This window comes from Erwinia sp. INIA01 (genome assembly GCF_025947915.1).
GTDB classification, from domain to species: Bacteria; Pseudomonadota; Gammaproteobacteria; order Enterobacterales; family Enterobacteriaceae; genus Erwinia; species Erwinia coffeiphila.
The window spans coordinates 486,811-502,450 of the sequence record NZ_JAPDNC010000003.1 but is presented as its reverse complement, the minus strand read 5'-3'; the positions used below and the strand labels follow the sequence as shown (position 1 = coordinate 502,450).

Here is a 15,640-nt window from a genome sequence, read left to right as displayed (position 1 = left end):
CCGCCTCAGGGTTGGCATTTTTCGCCTGCAATCCGTATAACTGTCCCCTATTTCTTAAGCCAAAAAAGTATCCCAATGATGAAAGATTCGCTGAGCCGCATTATTGCAGATGAACTCAAGGCCAGAGCAGAACAGGTAGAAGCCGCTGTTCGCCTGCTGGACGAAGGCAATACCGTTCCGTTTATTGCCCGCTATCGTAAGGAAGTGACCGGAGGGCTGGACGATACCCAGCTGCGTACGCTGGAGACGCGCCTCGGGTATCTGCGCGAACTGGAAGATCGCCGCCAGTCGATTCTGAAATCCATCGATGACCAGGGCAAGCTGAGCAACGAGCTTGCCGCCGCCATTAACGGCACGATGAGCAAAACCGAGCTGGAAGATCTCTACCTCCCCTATAAACCGAAGCGCCGCACCCGTGGGCAGATCGCCATTGAAGCCGGACTGGAACCGCTGGCCGATACGCTGTGGCAGGCCCCGTCGCAGGACCCAGAACAGCGGGCAGCGGGCTTTGTCGATGCGGATAAAGGCGTTGCAGATGTGAAAGCCGCCCTCGACGGCGCGCGCTATATTCTGATGGAACGCTTTGCCGAAGACGCGTCGCTGCTGGCGAAAGTGCGTGACTACCTGTGGAAAAACGCCCACCTGGTATCCCGCGTCATTGAAGGTAAAGAGGACGAAGGTGCCAAGTTCCGCGACTACTTCGACCATCATGAAGCGCTGGCCACCGTGCCTTCACACCGCGCGCTGGCGATGTTTCGCGGCCGCAACGAAGGTATTTTGCAGCTGTCGCTGAATGCCGATCCCCAGTTTGATGAGCCGCCGCGCGAAAGCCACGGCGAGCAGATCGTCACCGATCATCTCGGCCTGCGCCTCAACAACGCGCCTGCCGATGCATGGCGTAAAGCCGTGGTCAGCTGGACCTGGCGCATCAAAGTCCTGCTGCACCTGGAAACTGAGCTGATGGGCACGGTACGCGAGCGTGCGGAAGATGAAGCGATTAACGTCTTTGCCCGTAACCTGCACGACCTGCTGATGGCAGCACCGGCGGGCATGCGCGCCACCATGGGCCTTGACCCGGGCCTGCGTACCGGGGTGAAAGTGGCCGTGGTTGACGCCACCGGCAAGCTGGTTGCTACTGATACCATTTACCCACACACCGGGCAAATCGCCAAAGCGGCTTCCGCCGTTGCCGCGCTGTGTGCGAAGCACCATGTGGAGCTGACCGCTATCGGTAACGGAACCGCCTCCCGCGAGACCGAGCGCTTCTACCTGGATGTACAAAAACAGTTCCCACAGGTGCAGGGCCAGAAAGTGATCGTCAGCGAGGCCGGTGCATCCGTTTACTCGGCTTCCGAACTGGCAGCACAGGAATTCCCCGATCTGGATGTATCGATTCGCGGCGCGGTCTCCATTGCCCGCCGCCTGCAGGACCCGCTCTCTGAGCTGGTGAAAATCGACCCGAAATCCATCGGCGTCGGTCAGTACCAGCACGACGTCAGCCAGAGCCAGCTGGCGAAAAAGCTGGATGCCGTGGTGGAAGACTGTGTTAACGGCGTCGGCGTGGATCTCAACACCGCCTCAGTACCACTGCTGACCCGCGTGGCGGGACTGAGCAAAATGATTGCCCAGAACATTGTCAGCTGGCGCGATGAAAACGGCCGCTTCCAGAACCGCCAGCAGCTGCTGAAAGTCAGCCGTCTGGGGCCGAAAGCGTTTGAGCAATGCGCCGGCTTCCTGCGCATCAGCCAGGGGGATAACCCGCTGGACGCCTCTACCGTTCACCCGGAAGCCTATCCGGTCGTTGAACGAATTCTGGCGTCAACCGGACAGTCGCTGGGCGACCTGATGGGCAACCCCAGTGAGCTACGCAACCTGAAAGCGGTGGATTTCACCGATGAGCGTTTCGGCGTGCCTACGGTCAGCGACATCATCAAGGAGCTGGAAAAACCAGGCCGCGACCCGCGCCCTGAGTTTAAAACCGCCCAGTTTGCTGAAGGCGTGGACACCCTGAACGATCTGCTGCCGGGTATGGTACTGGAGGGTTCAGTGACCAACGTGACTAACTTTGGTGCCTTCGTTGATATCGGTGTTCATCAGGACGGACTGGTGCATATCTCCTCGCTGTCGGATAAGTTTGTCGACGACCCGCACAAAGTGGTGAAAGCCGGGGATATTGTCAAAGTGAAGGTCATGGAAGTGGATTTGCAGCGCAAACGCATCGCCCTGACCATGCGTCTTGACGAACAGCCGGGGGAAACCAACGCCCGTCGCGGCGGCGGCAACACTAACAGCAACACCAATAACCGGGACAACGCCCGCCCGGCGAAAAGCACTAAACGCCCTGCCGCACAGCCTGCGGGTAACAGCGCAATGGGCGATGCGCTGGCTGCCGCATTCGGTAAAAAACGCTAACAGCTCCACGGGCGGATCGGCCGATCCGCCCTCTTTGCTACGATCTGCTGTCACTTGCAGTGCCAACATTGCGCCATATCAATACCAGCGATAATCACTCTCATTAAAATTTGCATCGGTTGATTATCACTCATTTTTATCCATGTGGCGGGCACAGGCATGCAACTGATACCAAAACAGCGTTATCGCATTCTTCGTTTTTCTCCCGAAGTCAGCCCGGTATTTCGACAGAAACTGATGTCCCTGGGCTTGCTACCCGGTTCCACATTTCAGCTGGTTCGCATCGCGCCACTCGGCGATCCATTACAAATCAAAACATCGCGAATCAGCCTGATGCTACGTAAGAAAGATCTCGCCCTGCTTCAGCTCGAAAGCCTGGCCGCCGCCGGGGCAGAAATATGAAATCCTGTACTATCGCACTCACCGGTAACCCAAATGTGGGTAAAACCACCCTTTTTAATCAGTTGACCGGATCGCGGCAGCGGGTCGGTAACTGGGCGGGCGTCACCGTTGAGCGCAAGGAGGGGTTGTTCAGCACCCCACAGAATCAGGTGCGGCTGGTGGATCTTCCCGGTACCTATTCACTGACGACGCTGTCCACACAGGCGTCGCTGGACGAGCAAATTGCCTGCCATTACCTGCTTGGCGGAGAAGCAGACCTGGTGATTAATGTGGTGGATGCCAGCAATCTGGCGCGCAATCTGTATCTCACCACCCAGCTGCTGGAAATGGGGCAGCCCTGCATCGTTGCGCTGAATATGCTGGATATCGCCGATCGTCAACAGATCAATATTGATAGCAACGCGCTCTCGCTGGCGCTGGGTTGCCCGGTCGTACCGCTGATCTCTACCCGAGGTCAGGGTATTGATGCACTTAAACAGGCTATCGATCGTCACGATCGCAGCGCACCCAATCCAATCGTCGACTATCCACAGGCGCTACAGGACGCGATCGCTAAGCTTGCGGATGCTCAGCCCGAAGCAATACCGAAAAAACAACAACGTTGGCTGGCGCTGCAAATGCTGGAGGGTGATATCTGGAGCCGGCAGCAGGCAGGAGAAGCGACCGCACTGCTGGCGGATCTTCTCCTTAAGATCGATGACGATGCCGCACAGTCTATCGCCAGCAGCCGTTACCAGAGAATCGATGAACTCTGCATGGGTGCGATGGTTCACGGTACCACCGGCATCAGTTTTTCGCAGCGGCTCGACCAGCTGGTAATGAACCGCTGGCTGGGGCTGCCGATATTTTTCCTGGTGATGTATCTGATGTTCTTTCTGGCGATCAACCTGGGCGGCGCGCTACAGCCGCTGTTCGATCTCGGTTCCGCCGCTATTTTTATTCAGGGTACTCAGTGGCTGGGGATCACTCTGCATTTTCCGGACTGGCTGACGCTTTTCCTGGCTCAGGGAGTTGGCGGCGGGATCAATACGGTGATGCCGCTGGTGCCGCAGATCGGCATGATGTTTCTGTTCCTGTCGCTGCTGGAAGACTCCGGCTATATGGCGCGCGCCGCCTTCGTCATGGATCGCCTGATGCAGGCGCTGGGGCTACCCGGTAAATCCTTTGTGCCGTTGATTGTCGGCTTTGGTTGTAACGTTCCTTCCGTAATGGGAGCCCGCACGCTCGATGCACCGCGCGAACGCTTAATGACCGTCCTGATGGCGCCGTTTATCTCCTGCGGTGCGCGTCTGGCGATTTTCGCCGTTTTTGCGGCGGCTTTCTTTGGTCAACACGGTGCACTGATTGTCTTCAGCCTTTATGTGTTGGGTATTGTGGTTGCTATCCTGACCGGACTGGTGCTGAAACATACGCTGATGCGCGGTACCGCCAGCCCGTTTGTCATGGAACTACCGGTCTGGCACATTCCGCATCTGAAAAGTCTGCTTTTGCAAAGCTGGCAGCGTCTGCGCGGATTTGTACTGCGCGCTGGCAAAGTGATCGTGCTGGTCAGCATGCTGATTGGTGCGCTGAATAGTTTTTCGTTAAGCGGAAAACCCGTCAGCGATTTGAATCAGTCCGCCCTTGCCAGCGTCAGCCGCACGCTGACACCGCTGCTTGCCCCTATCGGCGTGACGGACGATAACTGGCAGGCGACCGTCGGCCTGTTAACCGGTGCCATGGCAAAAGAAGTCGTGGTCGGTACACTGAATACGCTGTATACCGCAGAAGCCATCCAACAGCAGCCTTTTGATGCGGAGCAGTTCAGCCTGATCGATCAGCTGCGAGAGGCCGTTGACGAAACCTGGCAGGGCATCAAAGACACATTCAGTCTCAGCGTGCTTTCTAACCCGATAGAAGCCAGCAAAGGTGACGCTGAAATGGCCGGCGGCGCGATGGGGACCATGCACAGTAAATTCGTTAGCGATGCTGCGGCTTACAGCTATCTGATTTTTGTTCTGCTGTACGTTCCCTGCGTATCGGTGATGGGGGCAATCGCTCGTGAAAGCAGCAACCGCTGGATGCTGTTTTCCATTTTCTGGGGCTTAGATCTCGCCTGGTCGCTGGCCGCGATGTTTTATCAGCTAGCCAGCTTCCAGCAGCACCCGGGGAGCAGCAGCCTGATTATCGCTATCGTCGTGCTGGTCAATATTGTGGTGCTGGCGCTGCTGCGCAGGATCAAGCTTAAACCGACGCTAATCCCGGTTAAAAATATGACTCATGCCTGCAAAGGCTGCGAGCAAAGTAAAAACTGCCACTAATATTCTGCGGCGGGAAGGACAGAAGAAGTTGCGAATCTGATACCAGAGTCTACAGTGAAAAATAACGCCTGAACTCTTCGCCTGCGGTGGTCCGTTCACGACACATGGATATCATCAGTAGCTTAATCGATCGCATCTATGACGCTTCATTTCCCCCCGCCGCGCTGCATCGGCTGCGCGCGCAAATTGACGATGCGCGCGAGCGTATACGCTATCAGCGCAAGCCGCACTGGGATGAAAAAGATGTGGTACTGATAACCTATGCCGACCAGTTCCGCGAGGACGGCACCGCCACATTAACCACCTTTACCCGCTTCTATCAGCAGTATCTGCAAACAACGTTTAACCTGGTTCATCTGCTGCCCTTTTTCCCGTGGTCCTCGGACGATGGCTTTTCCGTTATTGATTACCACCACATCGATCGGCACTGCGGAGGCTGGCAGGATATTGCCCGGCTCCACCAGCATACCCGGCTGATGTTCGATTTTGTCTGTAATCATATTTCGGCAGAAAGCCGCTGGTTCAAAGGCTATCTGGCACAGGACCCGCGCTGGGATGATTTCTTTATCAGCATACCGCCTGCTACCGATCTGAGTGCGGTTACCCGTCCGCGCACCTCCCCGCTGCTAACGCCGTTCACTCTGGCCGATGGCGAAACGCGCTTTATCTGGACAACCTTTAGCGCTGACCAGATTGACCTCAATTTTGCCAACCCGGAAGTGCTGATAGACATGATGGCGGTGCTGCTGGACTATCTGCAAAAAGGGGCAGACTACGTGCGGCTGGATGCGGTTGGCTATATGTGGAAAACTCCCGGCACCTCCTGCATTCATCTGGAGAAAACTCATCAGCTGGTTAAACTGATGCGCGCCGTTGCCGATGAGGTCGCGCCGGGGACGGTGATCCTGACGGAAACCAACGTGCCGCACAAAGATAACATTAGCTACTTTGGCAGCGGCACGGATGAAGCGCAGATGGTTTACCAGTTCTCGCTGCCGCCGCTGGTACTGCACGCCATCCATTACGGGTCGTCACGCGCCCTGAAGCAGTGGGCCGCATCGCTCGACGCCAACAGCGGTAGCACCACCTTTTTTAACTTCCTTGCCTCCCACGACGGCATCGGTCTGAACCCGCTGCGCGGCATTCTGCCGGAAACCGAGATCGTCTCACTGGTGCGCGATCTGGCAAACGAAGGCGCGCTGATCTCCTATAAAAACAATCCCGACGGCACCACCAGCCCGTACGAAATTAACGTCACCTATATGGATGCGTTAAATAAAAAGGATGATGACGACGACACCCGCCTGCGGCGCTTTATGCTGGCGCACGCGCTGCTGCTGGCGTTTCCCGGCGTACCGGCGGTCTATGTGCAAAGTCTGCTTGGCTCGCGCAACGATGTTGAAGGGGTAAGGCGTGCCGGCTACAACCGGGCCATCAACCGAGAGAAGTATTCACTGGGTGATATCGAACAGGCCCTAGCCGATCCCGCCACGCTGCGGCATCGGGTGTTTAATGCGATGCGTGAACTGATTCAGGTTCGCCAGCGGCAGCCTGCTTTCCATCCCGATAATCCACTAAAAATTCTGGAAAGCGAAAACACGCTGCTGGTGATGCAACGCGAAGCACCGGGCAGCGGAGATACCCTGCTATGCATCTACAATTTGAGTGAGAAGGCGATGAGCTACGCGCTACCGGATGACAGATCCTATCGCAACGTGATTAACGGAAAACAGATGAACAAAGCGGGGCCACTCAGTCTGGCCCCGTGTGACTATTACTGGCTGCAGGCGGAATAAAGCGCCATGCAACGGGGCTTATTTATAAACTTCAGCTTCTGCCAGCGTACGGCCACGCTCTTCAGCGGCGATAATCACGTAGTAACGGCCGCCTAATTTATCCGCCTTGGCAGACAGATCCGCTTTAGCATCCATTGGCGCATTGGTGCCGGTAGTGGTAATCACACCAATTTTATCCAGATTCATCTCCTGAACCTGCTGGCGGCTGATTTCTTCGGCGGCTGAAGCATTAAATGCTAACGTTGCTGTGAATAATAATGCAGTAACAGAAATAATTTTTTTCATGATTTGTCCTCTCCTTAGGCTAGATCCGAATAACTTCGGCAGCGTAAAGACTCTCACGCCGCCGACTTCATTATTAACCGGATCTGACAGACAAACCAACCGGGTAACCTACGAAATTTTGGGCAAAAAGTGGCATTTCCCTGCCCATCATTCGCTTGTTTTTTTACACTCACCATTATTGGCCATCTGAGAGCAAAAAATGGGTTATCAAAAAGTTAAATCACATGATGAATGTTTATATTATTTCGTAAAATCAATAACATATTGGCTAAACTCTTCCGGGTGAGAAATAAACGGCGCATGTGCGGCTTTTTCCATGATAACGCTGGGACTGGCTGGCCATAGCGTATCCAGCAGCGGGGCAACCTTACGCGGCACCAGGCCATCGAGTTTACCGTACAAACGCAGCAGCGGAAGATTCAGTGAAATCAGATCCGTTCTTAAATCAACATCCCTGAGTATTTCCAGCCCGGCATTCAACACCTCAACTGACGGCATCGGATGATCCAGTACTACACTTTTCAGCGCACGGGCGTCCTGACGTGCGCTCTCAGTGCCGAGGGTTTGCAGGGCAAGGAAGCGTTCAACCGTTCGCTGGAAATCTTCACTGAGCTGCTGCTGAAAGCCGCTCAGCGTTTCAGGTCGGATACCCGGCCAATCCTCTGCTGCGCTGAAACGTGGTGAAGACGCTACCGTAATCAGGGCTTCAACCCGCTCGGGATGCAGGAGCGCAAGTCTGCTGGCAACCAGTCCGCCCAGCGACCAGCCAAGCCATACCGCCTTCTCGGGTGCTTGCGGCAGTATCGATGCCACCATTTCATCCAGCGACATCGCCGGAAAGCCCTGGCTGCGGCCATATCCCGGCAGATCCACCAGGTGCAGACAAAAATGCGCGCTGAGTCGATCGCTGATGCAATGCCACACGCTGGCATTCAGCCCCCATCCGTGCAGCAGCACAAGATGACGATCGCCCTGGCCAATAGTCTGCCAGTAAAGCTGCTTCATAGGTTATGGTCCTGTGTTTAACGTCGATGAGGTGATCATGCTACCAATGCCAGCCGCCTGTTGGCTATGCCAGATGCCGCTGAATCTGGCACACCACGGCGTGTGCAGCGTCTGCCTGCGTACGTTACTGCGGCAATACCCCAGCTGCCCGCGCTGTGGTTTAGCCAGCGGCCATTCATCACGCCCCTGCGGGCGCTGCCTGCTGCGCCCGCCAATCTGGCAGCATCTGCTGGCCGTCACGCCGTGGCAGCCGCCGTTAAAGATCTTAGTGAACCGGCTAAAATTTTATCGTGCCACCGCACAGGCGGTGATGCTGGCGCGGCTGATTTTGTTAAGGTGGTTAGATGCACGCCGCAATAACGGGCTGTTACGCCCTGATTTATTACTGTGTGTGCCGTTGCATTCCCGCAGAGCGTGGCATCGCGGCTATAATCAGTTAGATGATATGGCGCAGTGCCTGGCCCACTGGACGCGCTGCCGCTACGACCGCCAGGGCCTGATGCGCATCCGCAAAGGGAAAATCCAGCATCGACTCAATGCGCTGGCCCGCCGCCGCAACCTGCGCGGTGCTTTTCGGGTCATGGCGGAGGTCAGCGGGCGTCATATTGCCCTGCTGGATGATGTCGTGACTACCGGCAGCACGGTTGCCGAAATCAGCCGTATACTACTGGCCGCCGGTGCCGCCAGTGTACAGATATGGTGCCTGTGCCGAACCTTGTAGCGGGTCGGAGATGGGCGTATTATAACCAATGAATTTTGTTAACTATTGAGCAATCGCCATGATCGTTATTACTGACTCTGCACAAGAGCACTTTGCAAAACTGCTGTCAAAGCAGGAAGATGGCACCCAGATTCGCGTATTCGTTATTAACCCGGGTACGCCCACCGCCGAGTGCGGCGTCTCCTACTGCCCGCCCGATGCAGTAGAAGCAACCGACACTGAACTGAAGTTCGACAAGCTGTCGGCATTCGTTGATGAACTCAGCGCACCGTACCTGGAAGATGCTGAAATTGACTTCGTCACCGATAATCTCGGCTCACAGCTGACGCTGAAAGCGCCTAACGCCAAAATGCGTAAAGTGAACGATGATGCCCCTCTGGTTGAGCGCGTCGAGTATCTGCTCCAGGCGCAAATCAACCCGCAGCTGGCAAGCCACGGCGGTAAAGTTTCGCTGATGGAAATCACCGACGAAGGCTTCGCCATTCTGCAGTTCGGTGGCGGCTGTAACGGCTGTTCAATGGTTGATGTCACCCTGAAAGAAGGGATTGAAAAAGAGATGCTGCAGGCCTTCCCTGAACTCAAAGGCGTGCGCGATCTGACCGAGCACCAGCGCGGCGAACACTCGTTCTACTGATCGCAGCCGGTTATTCTCTCTTCCCGGGCGGCCTTATGGCCGCCTTTTTCATTTACACCCTCGCTATTTCGCTCACTTTTGCATCTTAAAAAAGTTCGTTATACAGAAAGAGCTTAACGCAGGTTTAGCTATGGATCTTTCAGCTTACACGTGTACACTGAAATTTCCTTTCGTAACCCGGGTGAAAGCATTATCTATGAATAATATAAGAGTGGTTATTACCGGCATGGGGCTAACTGGCCCTCTGGGAAACGGCGTGAACGGCAGCTGGCAGCGTCTGGTTGCAGGTAAGTCAGGTGTTTCTGCACTGCCAGCAGATGCCTACGGCGACACTGCCATACGCGTGGGTGGACAGGTTCCCGATGTGAATCAGGACCCTGAGTATGGCTTAGATCTTGATGCTTTAATCCCGCAGAAAGAACAGCGAAAATCCGATCGTTTTATTCATCTGGCGCTGGCTGCGGCCGAAGAAGCGATAAACCAGGCTAACCTGCGTAACCTTAGCGAAGCGGCACGGGTGCGGGTTGCCACCATTATTGCCACCGGTATCGGCGGTTTCCACGCTATCAGCAGCGCGGTAAAAACCGTGGCGGAAAAAGGCAGCCGTCGCCTCTCTCCCTTCACGATTCCTTCGTTTATTGCCAACCTTGCCGCGTCACAGGTAGCGATAAAATATGGCTTTAAAGGCATGCTGGGCACGCCGGTTTCCGCCTGCGCCGCCAGCATTCAGAGCATAGGCGATGGCCTGCGTGCCATTCGCTGCGGCGAAGCCGATATCGCCGTGGTCGGCGGCAGTGAGTCCTGCATCAATCCGGTTTCGCTGGGCGGTTTCCAGGCCGCGCGCGCACTTTCTACCGCCTGGAACGAACATCCGGAACGGGCATCAAGGCCGTTTGATGCCGGGCGGGACGGTTTCGTGATGGGTGAAGGGGCAGGCATGCTGGTGCTGGAAGAGCTGGAGCACGCTCGCCAGCGTGGCGCAACCATCCTCGGCGAGGTCGTTGGCTATGGCACTACCTCAGACGCTTATCATATTACTTCCGGGCCGGAAGATGGCGAAGGCGCAGTCAGATCGATGCAAATTGCTCTCGCACAGGCGAAAATGACGGGCAGTGATATCGACTATGTTAACGCCCATTCCACCTCAACGCCGGTGGGCGATCTGGCGGAAATTAACGCCCTGCTGAAAGTGTTGGGAGAAGGGGCGAAAACCGCGATTTCTTCCACCAAGTCGGCAACCGGTCACCTGCTGGGTGCCGCCGGAGCGGTAGGGTCGATCTTCTCTCTGATGGCAATACGTCAGCAGATAGCGCCACCGTCGCTGAATATTGATCGACTGGATGACGCGGCGAAAAGATTAGACGTGGTGCAGAATACCGCCCGTCCGATGGCGATCCACACCGCGCTGGTGAATGGATTCGGCTTCGGCGGGGTGAATGCTTCGGTAATTTTTAAAGCTTTCAAAGAGTAACCTGCGGCCGCCTCCGTCACGCTAAGTGGCGGAGGCGGCAGTTCAGGCGGTTTTTCCTGCCTTACGGCGTCGATCGAGGTCACTAATCAACCGGTTAATCCCCTCATCAGCAAACATGTCCTCTATGCTGAGGCTGAGTTTTCTCCGCCAGTTGGGGTACTGATCGGTGGTGCCGGGTACGTTGACCGGCTTCGCCATATCCAGCCAGTCCTCGGGTTGCAGTCCCAGCAGCGCGCTGTTGCTGTCGGCAATGTAACGCTGCATCCCGCGATTCAGGGTGGCATCCATTTCACGTTTTTCCGCCCGCTTCGCGTAGCGTTTTGGCACGCAGCCGAAGCGATGTAATGCATCCAGCAGCGCCTGCTTCTGCTTTGCGCGATCGGCAAACAGCCCGCTTAGCACCATTTTATCCGGATACAGGCCCAGCGTTTCCCCCAGGGTTAAATCTCCCACGTTCCAGAACCCACGCAGCGTCGGCAGATCGTGTGTGGTGGCGCTGGCCATCGACTGTCGTGGCCAGTCGGCCGGAGCCCGCCAGGTGTCTTTGTCCTGCTGTTCGAAGTACAGCACCTTCCATGAGTAGATCCCGCTGTCACGCAGCTTACCGACGATTTCAGCAGGAACGGTGCCCAGATCCTCACCGATCACCATGCACTGATGACGCTCGCTTTCCAGCGCGAGGATCGCCATCAGATCGTCAACCGGATAGTAAACGTACGCGCCAAAATTGGCGGTTTCACCATAGGGTATCCACCACAGGCGCAGCAGCGACATCACATGATCGATACGCAGCGCGCCGCAGCTGGCCATATTGGCCCGCAGGAGATCGATAAAGGGCTGATAGCCGCGGGCCGCCATCACATGCGGGTCCATCGGCGGCAGCCCCCAGTTTTGCCCCAGCGGCCCGAGAATATCCGGCGGAGCGCCTACCGATGCCTTCAGACAATACAGCTCGCGATCGCACCAGGTTTCCGAACCGCCCTCGGCGACTCCAACGGCGAGGTCACGATAAAGGCCAATCGGCATGCCCTGCTGCTGGCTAAACTGCCAGCATTCATCAAACTGGCGATGCGCCTGCCACTGCAACCACAGCCAGAAGCGCACCTCATCCTCGTGGCGCTGGCAGAATTGCTGCACCGCATCGCTGTCGCCATGCTGCCAGGCTTCCGGCCACACTGGCCAGCCCCAACGGCTGGCATCCTCTTGCAGCATATAAGCGTGGATAGCATCGTAAGCGGCCTGGTTAAACAGGCTTTCCCCGCCGCAGGTAATAAACTGCTCAAACTCAAGGCGCGTCCGGTCCTCGGGCAGCCGGCTGCTGAAGTGCTGCCACGCATAGCGCAGGCCCTGAATTTTTAACGCACCCACCGGGCCATAATCCACCCAGTCGGCTTCGCGTACCGCCGTCAGCGTGGCCTGAGTTTCACTCTGCTGCCACCAGCGCTGTGTTTCCTCGCTCTGCTGGAAATCAACTATCGCCGCAACGTCGATATACATCACGTTCAGCCAGCGACGGGAAGACGGGCTGTACGGACTGGCATTCTCCGGCGCGGCCGGATACAGGGCGTGAACGGGGTTCAGCCCGATAAACGCGCCGCCTCGCTGGGCCACTTCGCCGACCATCCGCTTCAGATCGCCAAAGTCGCCCATCCCCCAGTTATAGGCGGAACGCAGAGTATAAAGCTGGACGCAGGACCCCCACAGCTTCTCGCCCTGCTTCAGGGCGGCAGGCTCATAGCAGCGCTTCGGCGCGATAATCACTCGGCACAGCCACTGTTTTTTCCCCTGGCTAAGCAGCAGCTGATGGTAGCCGTTCGGCAGGCGTGACGGCAGCGTCAGCGTTTCTCCCGCCGCAATTCGCCCGTGAAACTCTTTGCCCTTTTCCGTATGAAAATGCCACTGGTACTCACCGCTGCCGCCGATGCTGAGACGCTGCTCGCGCTTGCTGAGCAGCACTTTGCACGGCGGCAGCGGCACACGATCGGCTTTTGGCACTTCGTGCATCGCCGCCAGCAGCTTTTGCCGCGTCGCCAGCGGAATCACCTCCGGCTCGCCTTTGGCGTTGATGTATTCCGCCGCGATACCTGCGGCAGCGGCGGCCTGTTCAAATTGCTGATGATCCATAGGCCGTCCTTAGCGTTTTGCCTGCCAGATGCGCTGCTGATAATCGCGGATTGAACGATCGGAGCTGAACATTCCGGTACGCGCGGTGTTGAGAACGGCCGCGCGGCTCCAGGCTTCCTGGTCGCGATACAGTGCTTCCACCCGCAGCTGCGCCTCGCAGTAGCTGGCAAAGTCCGCCAGCACCAGCCACGGATCGCCGCCTTTCGTCAGGCTGTGCAGCATCATATCGAAGGCGTGTTTATCGCCGCCGCTAAAGAAGCCGTTCTCCAGCTCTTTCAGCAGGCTGTCCAGGTGCTTATCTTTTTTACGCAGCTTCAGCGGATCGTAGCCTCCGGCCTTCAGCGCCTTCACATCGTCCACGCGGTTACCAAAGATAAAGATGTTCTCTTCGCCGACCTGCTCGGCAATTTCAACGTTAGCGCCGTCCATCGTGCCGACGGTCAGCGCACCGTTCAGCGCCAGCTTCATATTGCCGGTACCGGAAGCCTCATATCCCGCCGTGGAGATCTGCTCGGAAAGATCCGCCGCCGGGATCATCAGCTCCGCCGCCGTAATGCGGTAGTCGGGAATAAACACCACTTTCAGCTTATCGCCGATTAGCGGATCGTTATTGATCTTCTCCGCTACCTTATTGATGGCAAAGATAATATTTTTTGCCAGATAGTAGCCCGGCGCGGCTTTGGCACCGAACAGGAAGACCCTCGGCACCCAGTCCTGCTTCGGATTGTCGCGCAGGCGCTTATAGCAGGAGAGGATATGCATCAGCCCCAGATGCTGGCGCTTGTATTCGTGCAGGCGTTTGATCTGTACATCAAACAGTGCGTCCGGACTGACCACAATGCCGGTGCGCTGCTTAATGTATTCCGCCAGGCGCACTTTGTTGTCGTGCTTGATCTGCCGATAACGCTGACGGAAGGCCTTATCATCGGCGTACTTTTCCAGCCCGCGCAGCGCGTCCAGATTGTCGGCCCACTCTTCCTTCAGCGTCTCGTCGATCAGCGCAGAGAGCGCCGGGTTACACTGTTTCAGCCAGCGGCGCGGCGTAATGCCGTTGGTGACGTTATGGAACTTCTCCGGCCACAGCTGGTGATACTCAGGGAACAGATCCTTAACCACCAGATCGGAGTGCAGCGCCGCTACGCCGTTAACGGCAAAGCCGCTGACCACGCACAGGTTCGCCATCCGCACCTGCTTGTCATGAACGACAGCCAGCTTCGCCCAGACTTTTTCATCCCCCGGCCACTGCTTCTCAACCTGCTTTTTAAAGCGGCGATCGATCTCTTTGATCAACGTGAAGTGGCGCGGCAGCAGGCTGCGAACCAGACGCTCGTCCCAGCGTTCCAGCGCTTCAGGCATCAGAGTGTGGTTGGTGTAGGCAAACGTGTTGCTGACGATCGCCCAGGCGTCATCCCAGCCGAGCTGGTGATCGTCAATCAGCACCCGCAGCATTTCCGGGATAGCGATGGTTGGATGGGTATCGTTGAGCTGGATCACTTCGTAGTCCGGCAGCTCGTGCAGCTTGCGGCCGGCCAGATGATGGCGACGCAGAATGTCCGCTACCGAACAGGCGCACTGGAAGTACTGCTGCATCAGGCGCAGGCGCTTGCCTTCCTGATGGTTATCATTCGGATAAAGTACCTTGGTCAGCTTCGCGGCATCAATGCCCTGCTGTTCCGCCTTGAGGAATTTGCCGTCGTTAAACAGGGTCAGATCGAACGGATGGGCATGCGTCGCCTGCCACAGGCGCAGCGGCTGGACCACGCCGTTGCGATAGCCGGTGACCGGCAGATCCCACGCCTCGCCGCGCAGGGTAAAAGCGGGCTGCCAGCTAAAGCCGCCGGAACCGTTTTTCACCACCTTACCGCCAATGCCGACATTCACATCCAGCGCCGCGTTGTGGCGGAACCACGGATAGCTCTCACGATGCCAGTCGTCCGGGGCCTCTTTCTGCTGACCGTCGGCAAACGACTGCCGGAACAGGCCGTACTGATAGTTAAGGCCGTAGCCGGTTGCCGACTGCCCCATTGTAGCCATTGAGTCAAGATAACAGGCCGCCAGGCGTCCAAGGCCGCCGTTGCCCAGCGCCGGATCGACCTCCTCTTCCAGCAGTTCGCTCAGGTCGCGCTGGTGTTCCGCCAGAGCGGCTTTTACCTCGTCATACCAGCCGAGATTCAGCAAGTTGTTACCGGTCAGTCGTCCAATCAGAAATTCCATCGAGATATAGTTAACGTGCCGCTGCTTTTTATCCACTTTTTCCACCGGCTGCGCCGCCAGCAGCTCGGCCAGTGCATCGCTAATCGCCTGCCACCACTGGTGAGAATTCATCTCAGCGGCGGAGGAATAGCCCAGATGCTGCCACTGACGCGTCAGAGCCGCGTCAAAACGTGCTTTATTGAATTGCTGTTGCGACATAACTTCCCTCACAAAATGGTTTCAAATTGACCAACTGCCGTCATGACCCGAAATACTGTGGTAGACCAATGCGCACAT

At 56.8% G+C, this 15,640-nt stretch carries 11 protein-coding genes; 7 read left to right on the top strand and 4 right to left on the bottom strand.

Annotated features, from left to right (window positions below; all coding sequences use genetic code 11):
* Positions 1 to 75: 75 nt before the first annotated feature.
* The 4 genes from OMR58_RS07760 to OMR58_RS07745 all read left to right on the top strand — a co-directional run bounded on the left by OMR58_RS07760 (position 76) and on the right by OMR58_RS07745 (position 6,910).
* Positions 76 to 2,412, top strand: coding sequence for a Tex family protein (locus OMR58_RS07760; protein WP_264545628.1), 2,337 nt, complete (start codon positions 76 to 78; stop codon positions 2,410 to 2,412).
* 159 nt (positions 2,413 to 2,571) lie between these two features.
* Positions 2,572 to 2,814 carry a ferrous iron transporter A gene (gene feoA, locus OMR58_RS07755; protein WP_200560904.1) on the top strand — a complete coding sequence of 81 codons (243 nt, stop codon included), beginning with the start codon at positions 2,572 to 2,574 and terminating at the stop codon, positions 2,812 to 2,814.
* Positions 2,811 to 5,114 (top strand): Fe(2+) transporter permease subunit FeoB, encoded by a 2,304-nt coding sequence (gene feoB / locus OMR58_RS07750; protein WP_264545627.1) that lies wholly within the window; start codon positions 2,811 to 2,813, stop codon positions 5,112 to 5,114. The genes feoA and feoB overlap by 4 nt, the downstream gene beginning before the upstream one ends.
* A gap of 104 nt (positions 5,115 to 5,218) precedes the next feature.
* Positions 5,219 to 6,910 carry an alpha-amylase family glycosyl hydrolase gene (locus OMR58_RS07745; protein ID WP_200560906.1) on the top strand — a complete coding sequence of 564 codons (1,692 nt, stop codon included), beginning with the start codon at positions 5,219 to 5,221 and terminating at the stop codon, positions 6,908 to 6,910.
* A gap of 18 nt (positions 6,911 to 6,928) precedes the next feature.
* Here the strand turns inward: OMR58_RS07745 and OMR58_RS07740 are convergent, their stop codons facing one another.
* Entirely contained in the window at positions 6,929 to 7,195 is a 267-nt protein-coding gene (locus tag OMR58_RS07740; protein WP_200546748.1) for a YdgH/BhsA/McbA-like domain containing protein, read from the bottom strand.
* Positions 7,196 to 7,435: 240 nt separating this feature from the next.
* Positions 7,436 to 8,200, bottom strand: a complete 765-nt coding sequence (gene bioH / locus OMR58_RS07735) for a pimeloyl-ACP methyl ester esterase BioH (RefSeq protein WP_200546749.1) — start codon at positions 8,198 to 8,200, stop codon at positions 7,436 to 7,438.
* A gap of 37 nt (positions 8,201 to 8,237) precedes the next feature.
* Here bioH and gntX point away from each other — a divergent pair, with 37 nt between their 5' ends.
* The 3 genes from gntX to fabF all read left to right on the top strand — a co-directional run bounded on the left by gntX (position 8,238) and on the right by fabF (position 11,026).
* Positions 8,238 to 8,921, top strand: coding sequence for a DNA utilization protein GntX (gntX, locus tag OMR58_RS07730; RefSeq protein ID WP_200560907.1), 684 nt, complete (start codon positions 8,238 to 8,240; stop codon positions 8,919 to 8,921).
* A 58-nt stretch (positions 8,922 to 8,979) separates the two neighbouring features.
* Positions 8,980 to 9,555, top strand: coding sequence for a Fe-S biogenesis protein NfuA (gene nfuA / locus OMR58_RS07725; RefSeq protein WP_105594063.1), 576 nt, complete (start codon positions 8,980 to 8,982; stop codon positions 9,553 to 9,555).
* Positions 9,556 to 9,751: 196 nt separating this feature from the next.
* Positions 9,752 to 11,026, top strand: coding sequence for a beta-ketoacyl-ACP synthase II (fabF, locus tag OMR58_RS07720; RefSeq protein WP_264545626.1), 1,275 nt, complete (start codon positions 9,752 to 9,754; stop codon positions 11,024 to 11,026).
* A 42-nt stretch (positions 11,027 to 11,068) separates the two neighbouring features.
* Here fabF and malQ read toward each other — a convergent pair whose 3' ends face one another.
* Positions 11,069 to 13,150, bottom strand: a complete 2,082-nt coding sequence (gene malQ, locus OMR58_RS07715; protein ID WP_264545625.1) for a 4-alpha-glucanotransferase — start codon at positions 13,148 to 13,150, stop codon at positions 11,069 to 11,071.
* 9 nt (positions 13,151 to 13,159) lie between these two features.
* Positions 13,160 to 15,562, bottom strand: coding sequence for a maltodextrin phosphorylase (gene malP, locus OMR58_RS07710; RefSeq protein ID WP_264545624.1), 2,403 nt, complete (start codon positions 15,560 to 15,562; stop codon positions 13,160 to 13,162).
* Between the last annotated feature and the right edge of the window lie 78 nt (positions 15,563 to 15,640).